General features: G+C 66.7%; 16 protein-coding genes. 8 read left to right on the top strand and 8 right to left on the bottom strand.

Translation table 11 applies throughout. The features are described 5' to 3' along the window. The first annotated feature begins 4 nt into the window (after window positions 1–4). Entirely contained in the window at window positions 5–1,555 is a 1,551-nt protein-coding gene (locus ACQKLX_RS13580; protein WP_427362093.1) for an ABC transporter substrate-binding protein, read from the top strand. A 159-nt stretch (window positions 1,556–1,714) separates the two neighbouring features. Here ACQKLX_RS13580 and ACQKLX_RS13575 read toward each other — a convergent pair whose 3' ends face one another. Then, window positions 1,715–2,638, bottom strand: coding sequence for a LysR substrate-binding domain-containing protein (locus ACQKLX_RS13575; protein ID WP_152013397.1), 924 nt, complete (start codon window positions 2,636–2,638; stop codon window positions 1,715–1,717). 90 nt (window positions 2,639–2,728) lie between these two features. Between ACQKLX_RS13575 and ACQKLX_RS13570 the strand changes: the two genes are divergently transcribed. The 6 genes from ACQKLX_RS13570 to ACQKLX_RS13545 are packed head-to-tail and all read left to right on the top strand — an operon-like array spanning window position 2,729 to window position 8,452. Next, window positions 2,729–3,847, top strand: a complete 1,119-nt coding sequence (locus ACQKLX_RS13570; RefSeq protein WP_427362092.1) for an NAD(P)/FAD-dependent oxidoreductase — start codon at window positions 2,729–2,731, stop codon at window positions 3,845–3,847. After that, window positions 3,828–4,124, top strand: coding sequence for a (2Fe-2S)-binding protein (locus tag ACQKLX_RS13565; protein ID WP_427362091.1), 297 nt, complete (start codon window positions 3,828–3,830; stop codon window positions 4,122–4,124). Before ACQKLX_RS13570 ends, ACQKLX_RS13565 begins: the two co-directional genes overlap by 20 nt. Next, complete coding sequence (locus tag ACQKLX_RS13560) at window positions 4,121–5,521, top strand: FAD/NAD(P)-dependent oxidoreductase (RefSeq protein ID WP_427362090.1); 1,401 nt, start codon at window positions 4,121–4,123, stop codon at window positions 5,519–5,521. Before ACQKLX_RS13565 ends, ACQKLX_RS13560 begins: the two co-directional genes overlap by 4 nt. Next, complete coding sequence (locus ACQKLX_RS13555; RefSeq protein ID WP_427362089.1) at window positions 5,518–6,648, top strand: NAD(P)/FAD-dependent oxidoreductase; 1,131 nt, start codon at window positions 5,518–5,520, stop codon at window positions 6,646–6,648. Before ACQKLX_RS13560 ends, ACQKLX_RS13555 begins: the two co-directional genes overlap by 4 nt. Beyond that, entirely contained in the window at window positions 6,645–7,589 is a 945-nt protein-coding gene (locus tag ACQKLX_RS13550; RefSeq protein WP_427362088.1) for an ABC transporter permease, read from the top strand. Before ACQKLX_RS13555 ends, ACQKLX_RS13550 begins: the two co-directional genes overlap by 4 nt. Then, window positions 7,586–8,452: an ABC transporter permease gene (locus ACQKLX_RS13545; RefSeq protein WP_427362087.1), complete on the top strand. Its 867-nt coding sequence runs from the start codon at window positions 7,586–7,588 to the stop codon at window positions 8,450–8,452. Before ACQKLX_RS13550 ends, ACQKLX_RS13545 begins: the two co-directional genes overlap by 4 nt. Before the next feature lie 12 nt (window positions 8,453–8,464). Here the strand turns inward: ACQKLX_RS13545 and ACQKLX_RS13540 are convergent, their stop codons facing one another. From ACQKLX_RS13540 to ACQKLX_RS13510, 7 genes are all read right to left on the bottom strand, one after another. Further along, window positions 8,465–9,022 (bottom strand): HNH endonuclease, encoded by a 558-nt coding sequence (locus tag ACQKLX_RS13540; RefSeq protein WP_427362138.1) that lies wholly within the window; start codon window positions 9,020–9,022, stop codon window positions 8,465–8,467. A 228-nt stretch (window positions 9,023–9,250) separates the two neighbouring features. After that, complete coding sequence (locus tag ACQKLX_RS13535) at window positions 9,251–10,132, bottom strand: 3-hydroxybutyryl-CoA dehydrogenase (RefSeq protein WP_427362086.1); 882 nt, start codon at window positions 10,130–10,132, stop codon at window positions 9,251–9,253. Between the two features lie 71 nt (window positions 10,133–10,203). Next, window positions 10,204–11,151, bottom strand: coding sequence for an electron transfer flavoprotein subunit alpha/FixB family protein (locus ACQKLX_RS13530; RefSeq protein ID WP_427362085.1), 948 nt, complete (start codon window positions 11,149–11,151; stop codon window positions 10,204–10,206). Next, window positions 11,151–11,897, bottom strand: a complete 747-nt coding sequence (locus ACQKLX_RS13525) for an electron transfer flavoprotein subunit beta/FixA family protein (RefSeq protein WP_427362084.1) — start codon at window positions 11,895–11,897, stop codon at window positions 11,151–11,153. Before ACQKLX_RS13525 ends, ACQKLX_RS13530 begins: the two co-directional genes overlap by 1 nt. Before the next feature lie 135 nt (window positions 11,898–12,032). Further along, entirely contained in the window at window positions 12,033–12,734 is a 702-nt protein-coding gene (locus ACQKLX_RS13520) for a rhomboid family intramembrane serine protease (RefSeq protein ID WP_427362083.1), read from the bottom strand. A gap of 118 nt (window positions 12,735–12,852) precedes the next feature. Further along, window positions 12,853–13,434: a cob(I)yrinic acid a,c-diamide adenosyltransferase gene (locus ACQKLX_RS13515; protein ID WP_427362082.1), complete on the bottom strand. Its 582-nt coding sequence runs from the start codon at window positions 13,432–13,434 to the stop codon at window positions 12,853–12,855. Between the two features lie 43 nt (window positions 13,435–13,477). Beyond that, window positions 13,478–13,948, bottom strand: a complete 471-nt coding sequence (locus ACQKLX_RS13510) for an Lrp/AsnC family transcriptional regulator (protein ID WP_427362081.1) — start codon at window positions 13,946–13,948, stop codon at window positions 13,478–13,480. 126 nt (window positions 13,949–14,074) lie between these two features. Here ACQKLX_RS13510 and hppD point away from each other — a divergent pair, with 126 nt between their 5' ends. Next, window positions 14,075–15,208: a 4-hydroxyphenylpyruvate dioxygenase gene (gene hppD, locus ACQKLX_RS13505; protein ID WP_427362080.1), complete on the top strand. Its 1,134-nt coding sequence runs from the start codon at window positions 14,075–14,077 to the stop codon at window positions 15,206–15,208. Window positions 15,209–15,281 lie beyond the last annotated feature (73 nt).

Here is a 15,281-nt window from a genome sequence, read left to right as displayed (position 1 = left end):
GACAATGAGAACGCATGCCGCCGGGCTTGCCGGCCTGATGCTGCTCGCAGGCCTCCAGGGGCAGGCATGGGCGCAGGAAACGGTCCTTCGGGTCAGCTCCGGCGCCAGCAACGTCTCGACGCTCGATGCCCATCGCGCCAGCGCGACCGACGACAAGTCGCTGATCGGCTGGCTCTATAACGGTCTCGTCCGCTTCAAGCCCGGCAGCGCCGATCCCAAGGATCTCGAGCCCGATCTCGCCGAGCGCTGGGAGACCTCGCCGGACGGCAAGGCCTGGACCTTCCATCTGCGCAAGGGCGTCAAGTTCCACGGCGACTGGGGCACGCTCGATGCCGACGATGTCGTCTACTCGCTGCAGCGCGCCGGCGATCCGAAGCGCTCGACCTTCTCCTCCGACTTCTCGGCGATCGACAAGGTCGAGAAGGTCGACGACCTCACCGTCCGGGTCACGCTGAAATATCCGGACGTCAATTTCCTCGGCCGCGTCTCCAACTACCATGGCGGCAACATCGTCAGCCGCAAGGCCGGCGAGGAGCTCGGCGATCGCTATGGCGCCAAGCCCGTCGGAACCGGCCCCTTCACCTTCGTCGAGCAGGTGACCCAGCAATATGTGAAGCTCGCCGCCAATCCCGACTATTTCCGCGGCAAGCCGAAGATCGACACGATCATGATGCGCGCCATTCCGTCGGACAGCGCGCGCGAGCTCGCCTTCACCTCCGGCGAACTCGACCTGTTCTACGGCAAGCGCGAGCAGCGCTGGGTCGATTCCGCCCGCAAGCGCCCCGGCTTCAATGTCGAGATCTTCCAGCCTGGCGAATACCGGCTGCTGCACATCAACCGCAGCCAGCCGCCACTCGACGACATCCGCGTCCGCCGCGCCATCGCGGCTGCGGTCAATGTCGACGACCTCGTGCGCTTCGTCGGCAAGGATGTCGGACCCAAGGGCTGTTCGATCGTGCCGCCAGGCTATCTCGGCGAAGACTGCACGGTGCGCTACGGCTTCGACCTCGCCAAGGCCAAGGCCCTGCTGGCTGAGGCCGGCCACAAGGACGGCATCACCATCAAGGCGATCGTCTCCAACATCTCGGCGCAGCAGCCCTTCATGGAGATCATCCAGGCCCAACTCGCCAAGGCCGGGATCAAGCTGGAGATGCAGGTCGTCGACCACGCGACCTATCAGAGCCAGAGCCGCAAGGACCTTAGCGGCCTCGTCTTCTACGGCGCGGCGCGCTTCCCGATCGCCGACACCTATCTCAGCGAGTTCTTCCACTCGCGCGCGACGGTCAACACCCCGACCGCGGCGACGAACTTCTCGCACTGCGCCATCGCCGACAAGGAGATCGAGGAAGCGCGGGTCGCACCGAACGCCGACGCCCAGAAGGCGCTCTGGAAGGAGGCACAGCGCAAGATCATGGACGATGTCTGCGCGATTCCGCTGTTCGAATTGCGCCAGGTCTGGGCCCGCAGCGACAAGCTCGATTTCGGCTACGAGCTGAAGGGCGCGCTCAACCTCGCCCCGCCGATCACGGAAAAGACCACGCTGAAGGCACGCTGAGGCTGGAGCATCCTCGATTGCCTTGCTCGCAAGGCCGTCATTGCGGGGAGCGAAGCGACGAAGCAATCCAGGGGCGGCGGCACTCCACGCCCCCCTGGATTGCTTCGCTTTGCTCGCAATGACGGTTTGGCCTGATCGGATAGCGGTCAAGCGCGACGATCAGGCCGGATTCGGCGTCAGGATAGTCCGCGAGATTTCTGCCGCCGCCTCGCGGGCGCTCTCCAGGAAAGCCGCGACCAGTCGGGCATTGCGGCTGTCGCGGTTACGGCAGAGCTGGAAGTCGAGCTGGAATTCCGGCTCGAAGCGGCGGATCGCGATCTTGTCGCGCAGGCCGCCGACGATCAGCGGATGCACCAGCGAGACGCCGACGCCGGCCGCGACGAACTCGCAGAGCGTCGGCGAGACGTTCGCGATCATCACCACCTCAGGCGTGACGCCATGGCCTTCGAGCACCCGGCTGATGCTGCGATGGGTATGGCTCTCCGGATCGAAGGAGATGAAGGGGACCCCGGCGAGATCGCGCGGGGTGATCACCTCCTTGGCCGTCAGCGGGTGGCCGAGCGGCAGGATGCAGACCACCGGATGGCCCATCATTGGCTCGGCGGCGACATAGGGGTTGTCAACCGGGGCGATGATCAGGCCAACATCGAGCCTGTGCGTGACCAATGCGTCGGAGATCCATTGCGAGCTGCGCGACTGGACCGAACAGAACACGCCGGGCTGCCGCGCGAGGAAGCGCGAGGTCGCCTCCTGGATGAAGGAGCCGGAGAGCGCCGGCATCACCCCGATCAAGAGGCGGCTCTGCTCGTCGCGGCGGATCGCCTCGACCGCGTTCTCGACCTGGCGCACGCCGGCGAAGATCCGATCGATCTCCTCATAGAGGCGCATGCCGCGCCGCGTCGCCACCAGCCGGCCCTTGACCCGGTCGAACAGGCGTAAGGCGGTATCCTCTTCGAGATGGGCGATCAGCTTGCTCATCGCCGGTTGCGAGACATTCATCATCTCGGCCGCGCGGCTGACGGTGCCGTACTCGATCACGGCCTTGAAGGCCTCGACCTGGCGCAGGTTGAGCCGCCTCACCATGACATAACCTCTGGGAATAGAGTGCAGAGAAAAACGACTTTGACGAAATACAATGTCCCTCCCTAACGTCAAAGGGCGAAAGGGAATTTCATGCGGCCGGACATCGTCGTCATCGGGGGAGGAACGGTCGGCGCCGCCATCGCCTACGGCCTCGCCCGCAAGCAGCAGAAGGTCCTGCTGCTCGACGGCGACGATGGCGATTTCCGTGCGGCGCGGGCGAATTTCGGGCTGGTCTGGCTGCAGGGCAAGGGCCTTGGCATGCCGGCCTATCAGGCCCTGACCCGAGACAGCATTGCACTCTGGCGCGGCTTCACCGACCAGCTGGAAGCCGAGACGGGGATCGACCTGACCTACGAGCAGAATGGCGGGCTCGCCTTCTGCCTGGGCGAAGAAGGCTATGAGAAGCGCCGCATCGACCTGCTGCGGCTCCATAACCAGCGCGGCGATGGCGAGCCGGATTGGGAAATGCTCGACCGCCCGGCGCTGGCACGGCTGCTGCCCAAGGTGACGCTTGGCCCGGACGTCGCCGGCGCCAGCTTCGGCCGCCGCGACGGGCACGCGAACCCATTGCGGCTGCTGGCGGCGCTCCATGCCGGTGTCCTCCGCCATGGCGGCGCGCTGCGTCATCGCGCCCGCGTCCAGCGGATCGAGCGCGCCGGCACTGACTTCAGGCTATTGCTCGACGGCGAGACGCTCACGGCGCCGCGGATCGTCATCGCCGCCGGGCTCGGCTCGCCGGAGCTGGCGCGTCAGGTCGGGCTCGATGTCCCTTTGCGGCCGGAGCGCGGCCAGGTGCTGGTCACCGAGCGGCTCGCGCCCTTCCTGCCGCTGCCGGCAAGCGGCCTGCGCCAGACCGGCGAAGGCACGGTGATGATCGGCGCGACCAAGGACGATCCCGGCTTCGACGTCTCGACCACTGGCGAAGCAGCGGCGCGGCTCAGCCGCAAGACGGTGCAGATCGTTCCTGCGCTCGCGCAGGTCGGCCTCGTCAGGCAATGGGCCGGCCTGCGCATCATGACGCCGGACAGCTACCCGATCTATGCGCAGTCGCAGAGCCATCCCGGCGCCTTCGTCGCCCTCTGCCATTCCGGCGTGACGCTCGCTGCCTTCCACGCCGAGGAGTTGGCCGAGGCCATCGCCGCAGGCAGCCTGCCCGAGCGCTTTTCTCCCTTCCACCAGAGTCGGTTCGATGTTCCGCAAGCTGCATGATCCGGGGCCGCAGGCGGTCACCATCTTCATCGACGGGCGCCCCGTCGTCGCCGAGCTCGGCGAGAGCGTCGCCGCGGTGCTGCTGCGCCAGCAGGAGGGCTGGAGCCGGACTACGCCGGTCTCGCAGAGCCCGCGCGCACCCTATTGCATGATGGGCGTGTGCTTCGAATGCCTGGTCGAGATCGACGGCCAGGGCTCGGTCCAGAGCTGCCTGACGCCGGTCGCGGGCGGCATGCGCATCGCCCGCCAGCAGGGCCGCCGGAGCCTGTCGGCATGAGCGAGCACACCGATCTCCTGATCGTCGGCGCCGGCCCGGCCGGCATGGCCGCCGCCGTCACCGCCCGCCGCCATGGCCTCTCCGTCCGCGTCGTCGACGACCAGCCGGCGCCCGGCGGCCAGATTTGGCGCGGCATCGAGACCGTCGCCGCGACGCCGCGCGCCAAGCGTCTCGGCGAGAGCTACCTGTCCGGCGCCGAGCGCGCCGCGGCCTTCCGCGCCTGCGATGCCCTCTACGAGCCGGAAAGCCAGCTCTGGCAGATCGAGCCGGGCTTCCGCGCCTTCGTCACGCGCGGCGGCAAGGCCCGCATCGTGACGGCGCAGGCGATCATCCTCGCCACCGGCGCGCAGGAGCGGCCTATGCCTTTCCCGGGGTGGACGCTGCCGGGCGTGCTGACCGTCGGCGCCGCGCAGATCCTGCTCAAGACGGCCGATTCCGTGCCGGAGAAGCCGGTCTGGATCGCTGGCTGCGGGCCGCTGCCGCTGCTCTACATGACCCAGCTTCTGGCCGCGGGCGGCCGCATCGCCGGCTTCCTCGACACCACCCCACGTGGACGTATCGGAGCGGCCCTGCGCCACCTGCCGCAAGGTCTCGGCCGCCTCGGCGATCTCCTGAAAGGCTTGTCCTGGTCGCTGGCGCTGCGCCGGGCCGGGGTGCCGATCATCCGCCATGTCACCGAACTGCGTGCCGAAGGCGATGGCCGCCTCCAGCGCCTGCGCTACCGCACGGAAGACGGGCGCGAGGCCGAAGTCGCCGCCGAGGTGCTGCTCGTCCATGAGGGCGTGGTGCCGAACATCCATGCGCCGCTGGCGCTCGGCTGCGCCGTGCACTGGCATGCCGGCCAGCACTGCTATGTCCCGGTACTCGACGCCTGGGGCGAGAGCTCGCAGGCCAACATCTTCGTCGCCGGCGACGGCGCCGGCATTGGCGGAGCCGAGGCGGCCGAACCACGCGGGCGGCTCGCGGCATTGCGGGTCGCGGCGAAGCTCGGCCGGCTCGATACTGCCACTGCCGAAACCGCCGCTGCACCTGAGCGAAGTGCCCTTTCCGGCGCACTCGCTTTGCGGCCCTTCCTCGATGCGTTCTACGCGCCGCGTCCGCAGCTCTATGCGCCGCCCGACGAGACGCTGGTCTGCCGCTGCGAGGAGGTCACGGCCGGCGAATTGCGCGCCCGCGCCGTCGAGGGGCGACCCGGCCCCAACCAGCTCAAGGCCTTCACACGCGCCGGCATGGGCCCCTGCCAGGGCCGGCAATGCGGCTACTCCATGGCCCATATCGTCGCCGCCGCGCAGGGCCGCTCCGTCGAAGAGGTCGGCTTCTACCGGATCAGGCCGCCATTGAAGCCGGTGACGCTCGGCGAGCTCGCCAGCCTCGACGAGCAGGAGCCGGCGGCATGAGCGAGGCCGCATTCGACGTCATCGTGGTCGGCGGCGGGCTGCATGGCCTTTCCGCCGCGCTGCATCTCGCCCGTGCCGGCCGCAAGGTCGCGCTGGTCGAGCGGCGCTGGACGGGTCGCCACGCCTCCGGCGCCACCGCAGCCGGCGTGCGCACCCTCGGCCGCGACATCGCCGAGATCCCGATCTCGCTCGAAGCGATGGCGATGTGGCACCGGATCGAGACGATCGTCGGCGATCATTGCGGCTTCCACGCCCATGGGCAGCTGCGCGTCGCGGAGAAGGCCGAACACATGCCAGCCCTGATCGAGCGGCAGGCGCGCACCAGCGCCCTCGGCTACAGCCATGAGGAGCTGATCGACGCCGCCGAGCTACGCCGCCTCGTGCCGGCGCTGAGCCCGCATTGCATCGGGGCGCTGGTGGCGCGGCGCGACGGCGCCGCCGACCCGCACCGCACCATCGCCGCCTTCCGCCGCGCCTGCGAGGCGGAAGGCGTCGTCATCGCCGAGGGCTGCGGCGTCGAGGCCGTCGAGCGGCAGGGCGGCGACTGGCTGCTCGTCTGCGGCATCAGACGCTTCCGCGCGCCCCAGGTCGTCAACGCCGCCGGCGCCTGGGCCGGGCGGCTCGCCGCTCTGTTCGGCGATGTGATCCCGCTCGGCGTCCGCGCTTCGATGATGATCGTCACCGAACGGCTCGCGCCTTTGCTCGATCCCGTCGTCAGCGTCGTCGGCCGGGCGCTCTCCTTCAAGCAGGCAGGCCAGGGCACACTGGTGATCGGCGGCGGCCTGCAAGGCTCGGCCGATCTCGAGCGCGAGCGCAGCACGGTGGATTTCCGTCAGCTGGCCCGAGGCGCGCGTGCCGCCAGCGATCTTTTCCCGGCCGTGCAGGGCGTGCGCATCGCCCGCTGCTGGACCGGCATCGAGGCGGAAACCCGCGACCACATACCGGTCATCGGCCTCTCGCCGAATGCGCCCGGCCTCGTCCATGCCTTCGGCTTCTCCGGCCATGGCTTCCAGCTCGTCCCGGTGGTCGGCGCGATCCTGGCCGAGCTCGTCACCGAGGGCCGGACGCGCCGTGAGATCGCCGCCTTCGCTCCGGGGCGGCTGATGCAGGAAAGGGCGGTGGCATGATCGGCTATCTTATCAGGCGCATATTGCTCGCCATCCCCACTCTGTTCGTGATGCTGACCGCGATCTTCGTGCTGGTCCGCCTCGTGCCGGGCGATGCCGCCTCGGTCATCCTCGGCGATCAGGCCAGCGCCGCCTCGCTCGCCGCGCTCAGGGAAAAACTCGGCCTCGACCAGCCGGTCCACGTCCAGTACCTCGCCTTCCTCGGCAAGATACTCACCGGTGATTTCGGGCAGTCACTGTCGAGCGGGCGCAGCGTCATCCGCGAGGTGCTGCTCGTCCTGCCCTCGACGATCGAATTGACCGTCGCCGCCATCACGATCGGGCTTCTCTTCGGCCTGCCACTCGGTGTCGCCGCCGCGCTCAGCCGCAATGGCTGGGTCGACTATGTCTCGCGCGTCGTCTCGCTGGTCGGCCTGTCCTTCCCGGCCTTCGTCTCCGGCATCCTGATGCTGATCGTCTTCGCGATCCAGCTGAACTGGTTCCCGGTGCTCGGCAACACCAGCGGCGCCGGCAGCTTCGCCGAGCGCATGCGGGCACTGGCCCTGCCCGCCCTCAATCTCGGCATCATCATGACCGCCTATGTGATGCGCGTGACCCGCGCCGCCATGCTCGGCGTGCTCACCGAGGACTATATCCGCACCGCTCGCGCCAAGGGCGTCGGCCCGGCCCAGCTCGTCGTCACCCATGCCCTGCGCAACGGGCTGATCCCGATCATCACCGTGGTCGGGCTCTATTTCGGCACGCTGATCGGCAATTCCGTGCTGACCGAGATCATCTTCAACCGGCCCGGCCTCGGCAAGCTGATCATCGGCGCGCTCAATGCACGCGACTATACCCTGCTGCAGGGGCTGATGATCATCTTCGCGATCTGCGTGATCGTCGTGAACACGCTGACCGATCTCGCCTACGGCCTCGTCGATCCCAGGGTGAAATACTCATGAGCGCCGCCGACACCCCCGTCGCGATCCAGCCCGGCGGCCTCTGGCTCGCCTTCACGCAGAACCGGCTCGCCTGGGTCGGCCTCGTCCTGCTGGCGCTGATCGTCTGCATCGCCCTGTTCGCGCCCTGGCTCGCGCCTTACGACCCGCTCGAGCAGAACATCGTGGCACGGCTGGAGCCGCCTTCGGCCGAATTCTGGCTCGGCACCGATTCCTATGGCCGCGACGTGCTCTCGCGCCTGATCTACGGCGCCCGCATCTCGCTCTTCGTCGGCTTCGTCGCCATCCTGATCGCCATGCTGGTCGGCACCGCGATCGGCGTGCTCGCCGGTTACATCGGCGGCGTCTTCGACCAGCTCGTCATGGGCGTGCTCGACGTGCTGCTCGCCTTCCCGACCCTTTTGCTCGGCCTGATGATCGCCGCCATGCTCGGCGCGAGTCTCGAAAACCTGATCATCGCGATCGCGGTGACCGAGGTCGCGCCCTTCGCCCGCGTCGCCCGCGCCCCGACGATCACCTTGCGCCAACGCGATTTCGTCGAGGCCAGCCGTTCCTATGGTTGCGGCCCGTTCCGGATCATGACCCGCCACATCCTGCCGAACATGATCTCGGACGTGGTTGTGATGAGCTCGCTCTGGCTGGCCTCGGCGATCCGCACCGAGGCCTCGCTCAGCTTCATCGGCCTCGGCGTGCCGCCGCCGACGCCGACCTGGGGCGCGATGATCCGCGAGGGCTTCGAGAACATCCTCGACGCCTGGTGGCTCGCGGTCTTCCCGAGCCTCGCCATCCTCGCGACGGTGCTGGCGCTCAACCTGCTCGGCGATGCGCTGCGTGATGCCTCGGACCCGCGCTCGCGATCGCGATGAAAAGGCGAGAGCTCACGGCTCCAGCTCGGAATCCCAGTAGAGATAGTCGAGCCAGCTATCGTGCAGATAGTTCGGCGGGAACAGCTTGCCGTTGCGGTGCAGGTCGTTGATCGACGGCGCGAACGGCTTCTGCATCGGGATCATGCCGACCGCGGCCGGCATCTTGTCGCCCTTCATCAGATTGCAGGGCGAGCAGGCGGCGACGACGTTCTCCCAAGTGGTGAGCCCGCCCTTGGAGCGCGGCACGACATGGTCGAAGGTCAATTCCTCGCGCGTGCCGCAATACTGGCAGGCAAAGCGGTCGCGCAGGAAGACGTTGAAGCGGGTGAAGGCCGGGGTGCGCGAGGGCTTGATATAGGTCTTGAGCGAGACCACCGAGGGCAGCTTCATGTTGAAGCTCGGGCTGCGCACCACCGTGTCGTATTCGGAGACGATGTTGACCCGGTCCATGAAGACCGCCTTGATCGCGTCCTGCCAGCTCCACAAGGAGAGCGGGTAGTAGCTCAACGGCCGAAAATCGGCGTTGAGCACCAGCGCCGGACAACCGTCCGGCGAGGCCATCGGATGCATCACATGCGCCGTCACCCGTATCGCGCCTCCGCTTCTTGGGCTCGCACGAATCCTGACGCATCAATGTAAGCGCGATGCGACAGGAATGTGAAGCGACGATGTTGCGACGCGAATAGGCAGACGGCAGCCGTCATTCTCGGGCGGAGCGCAGCGCAGACCCGGGAATATCATGCGGAAGAAACTGGATTCGGGGATGCTCGGCTCAAAGCCGAGCATGACGAGCGAATTCTAGCGCGTCGGAATCGGCTTTTCGCCGCGATAATCGTAGAAGCCGCGCTTGGTCTTGCGGCCGAGCCACCCGGCCTCGACATATTTCACCAGCAGCGGGCACGGCCGGTACTTCGAATCGGCGAGCCCGTCATGCAGCACCTGCATCACCGACAGGCAGGTGTCGAGGCCGATGAAGTCGGCGAGCTGGAGCGGGCCCATCGGGTGATTCGCGCCAAGCCGCATCGCGGTGTCGATCGCCTCGACCGAGCCGACGCCTTCATAGAGTGTGTAGACGGCCTCGTTGATCATCGGCAGCAGGATACGGTTGACGATGAAGGCCGGGAAATCCTCGGAGACCGACGCCGTCTTGTGCAGCGCGGCGACGAAGTCCTTGGCGCGTTCAAAGGTGCCGTCGTCGGTAGCGATGCCGCGGATCAGCTCGACGAGCTGCATCAGCGGCACCGGGTTCATAAAGTGAATGCCGATGAAGTGCTCGGGGCGGTCGGTCGCAGCCGCAAGCCGCGTGATCGAGATCGACGATGTGTTCGAAGCCAGGATCGCGTCAGGCCGCAGATGGGGGCAGACGGCGGTGAAGATCTTGCGCTTCACCTCCTCGCTCTCGGTCGCTGCCTCGATCACGAGGTCGCACGGTCCGAGATCCTCGAGCTTCGGCGCCGAGACGATCCGGCTCATCGCCGTGCGGCGGTCCTCGTCGGCAATGGCACCCTTGGCGACCTGCCGAGCCATATTGCCGTCGATCGTCGCCAGTGCCGCGTTGATGCGGTCTTCGGCGATGTCGTGCAGCCTGATGTCGAAGCCCGCGACCGAGGCGACATGGGCGATGCCGTTGCCCATCTGCCCGGCCCCGATGATGCCGACGGTCTTGATCTGGTGATCCATGTGACGCTTCTGTTCCCGAGGGAGCTGGCGCGAGCGGCTCATGGCCGCCCGCGGCGCGACTTAACTTCCGCTTACTTGCCGGCCTTTTCGAGCTCTTTCTCAAGCTCGGGCATGATGGCGAAGAGGTCGCCGACGAGGCCGTAATCGGCGATCTGGAAGATCGGGGCCTCCTCGTCCTTGTTGATGGCGACGATGACCTTCGAATCCTTCATGCCGGCGAGGTGCTGGATCGCGCCGGAGATGCCGACCGCGACATAGAGCTCGGGGGCGACGACCTTGCCGGTCTGGCCGACCTGCCAGTCGTTCGGGGCGTAGCCAGCATCGACCGCGGCGCGCGAGGCGCCCATGGCGGCGCCCAGGCGATCCGCCACCGGCTCGATCACCTTGGCGAAGTTCTCGGCCGAGGCGAGCGCGCGCCCGCCCGAGACGATGATCTTGGCCGAGGCCAGCTCCGGCCGGTCGGACTTGGCGACTTCCTCGCCCTTGAAGGAGGAGGTGCCGGGGTTCGCGGCAGCGGAAACGGCCTCGATCGGGGCGCTGGCGGAACCGTCGCCGGTCGCCTGGAAGGAGGCGCCGCGCACGGTGATCACCTTCTTGGCGTCGGCGGACTGCACCGTCTGGATGGCGTTGCCGGCATAGATCGGCCGCTCGAAGGTGTCGGCGGAGACGACCTTCGTAACTTCCGAGACCTGCATCACGTCGAGCAAGGCTGCGACGCGCGGCATCACGTTCTTGCCGGTGGTGGTACCGGGCGCGACCAGCGCGTCGTAAGCAGGCGCGAGCGAAACGATCAGCGCGGCCAGCGGCTCGGCGAGGCGATGCTCATAGGACGCATCGTCGGCGAGCAGCACCTTCTCGACGCCGTCGAGCTTGGCAGCGGCCTCGGCGACGGCCTTGGCATTGTGGCCGGCGACCAGGACATGCACGGGCGCGCCGAGATCCTTGGCGGCGGTCAGGGCCTTGCGGGTGGCCTCGTTGAGGGCCTTGTTGTCGTGCTTGGCGAGCAGAAGGGTCGTCATCACAGCACCCCGGCAGTCTTGAGCTTGGAGACGAGTTCGGCGGCATTGGCCACCTTGACGCCGGCGGAGCGTCCGGCCGGCTCGGCCGTCTTCAGCACCTTGAGGCGCGGCGCGACATCGACGCCGAGCGTCTCCGGCGTGGTTTCGTCGAGCGGCTTCTTCTTCGCCTTCATGATGTTGGGCAGCGAAGCATAGCGCGGCTCGTTGAGGCGAAGATCGGTGGTGACGATCGCCGGCAGCTTGAGCGCAACCGTCTGCAGGCCGCCATCGACCTCGCGGGTAACGTCAGCCGAACCGCCGTCCAGAACCACCTTCGAGGCGAACGTGCCCTGCGGCCAGCCGAGCAAAGCGGCGAGCATCTGGCCGGTCTGGTTGCAGTCGTCGTCGATCGCCTGCTTGCCGAGGATGACGAGTTCCGGCGTCTCCTGCTCGACGATCTTCTTCAAGAGCTTGGCGACGGCGAGCGGCTCGACGGGCGCATCCGTCTTCACCAGGATGCCGCGATCGGCGCCCATGGCGAGGCCGGTGCGGATCGTCTCGGCCGCCTGCGCCGGGCCGACCGAGACCACGATCACCTCGGTCGCCTTGCCCGCTTCCTTGAGCCGCAGCGCCTCTTCGACGGCGATCTCGTCGAACGGATTCATCGACATCTTCACATTGGCCAGCTCGACCCCCGATCCGTCGCCCTTCACCCGGATCTTAACGTTGAAGTCGACCACGCGCTTCACTGGCACAAGTATCTTCATAAGGGCGTCACCGGTTGTGGAGAGATGCGATCTGATGCCGATCCGCCGGCCAAGCGACGGCCAGCATCGCGGCACCCGGCTGAAATGCGGACGGACCGTAGCGACGGGGATTTGCGCTTGTCAACGCCATGAAACTCACGGCAGCCCCCGCACGCCACGACCGAACAGGCGCAGCTCACGCCGGATCAGCAGCGGCGTCAGCGCCGCCCCGGCGCCGAGCCCGCCGAGATGCGCCCACCAGCCGACGGCGCCCTGCTGGTCGAACAGCGCCGAGACGAGCTGGAACAGGATCCAGGCGCCGAGCGCATACATCGCCGGGATGTGCAGCGGGATCCATTTGAAGGCGAGCCCCCAGACGCGCACGCGCGGATAGAGCATAAGGTAGGAGGCGATCACGCCGGAGATCGCACCAGAGGCGCCGATCAGCGGCTGCTCCGATTCGGGATTCATCAGCGCGTGCAATACTGCCCCGGCCATGCCGCAGAGCACGAAGAAGACGAGGAAGCGCAAATGCCCCATCGCATCCTCGACATTGTCCCCGAAGACCCAGAGGAACAGCATGTTGCCGACCAGATGGGCAAAGCTGGCATGCAGCATGATGCCGGTCATCAACGTCAGCCAGGGCGGCGCCTTGAGCAGTTCCGGCGGCAATTGCGCTTCGCCGAACAGCACCGCGGGAATCGTGCCGAAGCCAGCCAGGATCGCGACCTCGCTCGCTTCGCTGGTCCAGTGCATCAACATGAGACGCAGCAGGATGCAGAGCGCGATCAGCGCATAGGTGACGTAGGCGACGCGGATGAAGCGCATCGGCACGCCGTCATGCAGCGGGACGAACATGGACTAGATCACGATGGTTTTGGATCGCATCGATCCAAAACCATCAAACGTAATCGATTCTGAGAGTTTAGAGCAGGATCTCTGCGAAAAACCGGTTCCCACTTTTTCGCATCCTGCTCTAGCGGTTCTGGCCGGGCGTCCAGAGCACGTCGCCCCCAGCCCTGGCATTGAGGTGGCGCGAGGCGACGAAGAGGAAATCCGAGAGCCGGTTGATGAATTTCAGCGCCGGCAGGGCGACGCTTTCGCCTTCGCCCTGCGACAATTCGACCATCAGCCGCTCGGCCCGGCGGCTGACCGTGCGGGCAAGGTGCAGATGGGCGGCGCCCGGCGTTCCGCCCGGCAAGACGAAGGAACGCAACGTTCCGAGCGGCCGGTTGAGCTGGTCGATCTCGGCCTCGAGCCGGTCGACCTGCGCCTGCACGATTCGCAGCGACTCCCAGGCTGGCTTCTCGCCGGTGTCGGGCGAGGCGAGCTCGGCGCCGAGATCGAAGAGATCGTTCTGGATGCGGCCGAGCATCGCGTCGAGTTCGGGATCCTCGCCGGCGCAATGCAGCCGCGCCAGCCCGATGCAGGCATTGGTCTCATCGACGGTGCCATAGGCGGAGACGCGCAGATCGAACTTGGCCCGGCGCGCGCCGGTGGCGAGCGCCGTGGTGCCGTCGTCGCCGGTGCGGGTATAGATGCGGTTGAGAACGACCATGGACGAGTTATAGCGCGCTGCAGCATCGGCGGAAGGGGCAATCTCACCCCATCGCTAAGGGCAAAAGTCCCGGCTCCTTCAGCGTCTCCAGCGCGATCTCAGAGCGCACCCGCGCCACGCTCTCATGCGGCAGCAACACCTCGTTGACCAGGCGCGCCAGTTCCTTGAGATCGCCGACCGCCACTTTCAGCATGTAGTCGGCCTCGCCGGTCAGCGCATGCGCTTCCAGCACCGAGGGCGTCAGCTTCACGAGATCGCGGAAGCGCCGGGCATTGTCGCGCGAATGGGTATTGAGCGCGACATGGATGAAGACAGTGACGGAAAGCCCGATCGCCTCCGGATCGATCAGCGCGCGATAACCGCGGATGGCACCCGAATTTTCCAGTGCCTGGCGTCGCCGCGAGACCTGGCTGGCGGAGAGTCCGACCCGCTCGGCGAGCGCGCCATTGGTCAGCGAGGCATCCTGCTGGAGCGCTTCGAGCAGGCGCCAGTCAAAAGCGTCGAGCTGCAGCATTCCGTGAGCCTTCCAGCACTTACGTGCACGTTTCGTGCAAATTCAATCCGACAATACGGAATTTTGCAAACCTTTTGCCTCACCAATGCGCGAGGATCAGCCAACCACATCTTCAGGAGGACGCATATGGGACCGTTCCCGCACGATTCCGCCCCGCCGGCCATTTCCGCCGCCAATCCGATGGGCACGGACGGCTTCGAGTTCGTCGAATATGCTCACCCCGAGCCGGAGAAGCTCGGCGCGCTGTTCGAGACCATGGGCTTTACCAAGGTTGCGAAGCATCGCTCCAAGAAGGTCACGCTCTATCGTCAGGGCGACGTCAATTTCATCGTCAATGCCGAGCCTGAGTCTTTCGCGCAGGGCTTCGCCGCCGAGCACGGTCCCTGCGCCTGCGCCATGGCCTTCCGCGTCGTCGACGCCAAGCACGCCTTCGAGCGCGCCGTGTCGCTCGGCGCCGAGCCTTATGAGAGCAAGGTCGGCCCCGGTGAACTGCAGATCCCGGCGGTGAGGGGCATTGGCGGCTCGCTGCTCTATTTCGTCGACCGCTATGGCGAGAAGGGCTCGATCTACGATGTCGACTTCGAATGGATCGGCGAGAGCGACCCGCATCCCGAGCAGGCCGGGATGTATTATCTCGACCACCTCACCCATAACGTCATGCGCGGCCGCATGGACCATTGGGCCGACTGGTATGGCGAGCTCTTCAATTTCCGCGAGATCCGCTTCTTCAACATCGAGGGCAAGCTGACCGGCCTGATCTCGCGGGCGCTGACCTCGCCCTGCGGCAAGATCCGCATCCCGATCAACGAATCCCTCGACGACAAGAGCCAGATCGAGGAGTACCTGCGCCAGTACAAGGGCGAAGGCATCCAGCATGTCGCACTCGGCTCGCGCGACATCTACGCCAGCGTCGAGCAGCTCCGCCAGAATGGCCTGCCCTTCATGCCCTCGCCGCCCGAGACCTATTACGAAAAGGTCGACGGCCGCGTGCCGAACCATGGCGAGCCGGTCGCCCGCCTGAAGCAGAACGGCATCCTGATCGACGGCGAGGGCGCGGTCGCGCTCGGCGACAAGGCAGGCCGGATGAGCAAGGTGCTCCTGCAGATCTTCTCGGCCACCGTGGTCGGACCGATCTTCTTCGAGTTCATCCAGCGCAAGGGCGATGACGGCTTCGGCGAGGGCAATTTCCGCGCTTTGTTCGAGTCGATCGAGGAAGACCAGATCCGCCGTGGCGTACTGAAACCGCAGGCGGCGGAGTGATGGGCAGAGCCTTCTCCTGAACGGGAGAGGGCTCTCGCTTTCCCGTGATCGACGAGCCTCAACCCACGCTTGC

The sequence above is a fragment of the Allobosea sp. NPDC003192 genome (assembly GCF_050275675.1).
Taxonomy (GTDB): Bacteria; Pseudomonadota; Alphaproteobacteria; order Rhizobiales; family Beijerinckiaceae; genus Allobosea.
The sequence above is the reverse complement of the archived record's forward strand: the minus strand, read 5'-3'. Positions and strand labels throughout refer to the sequence as shown.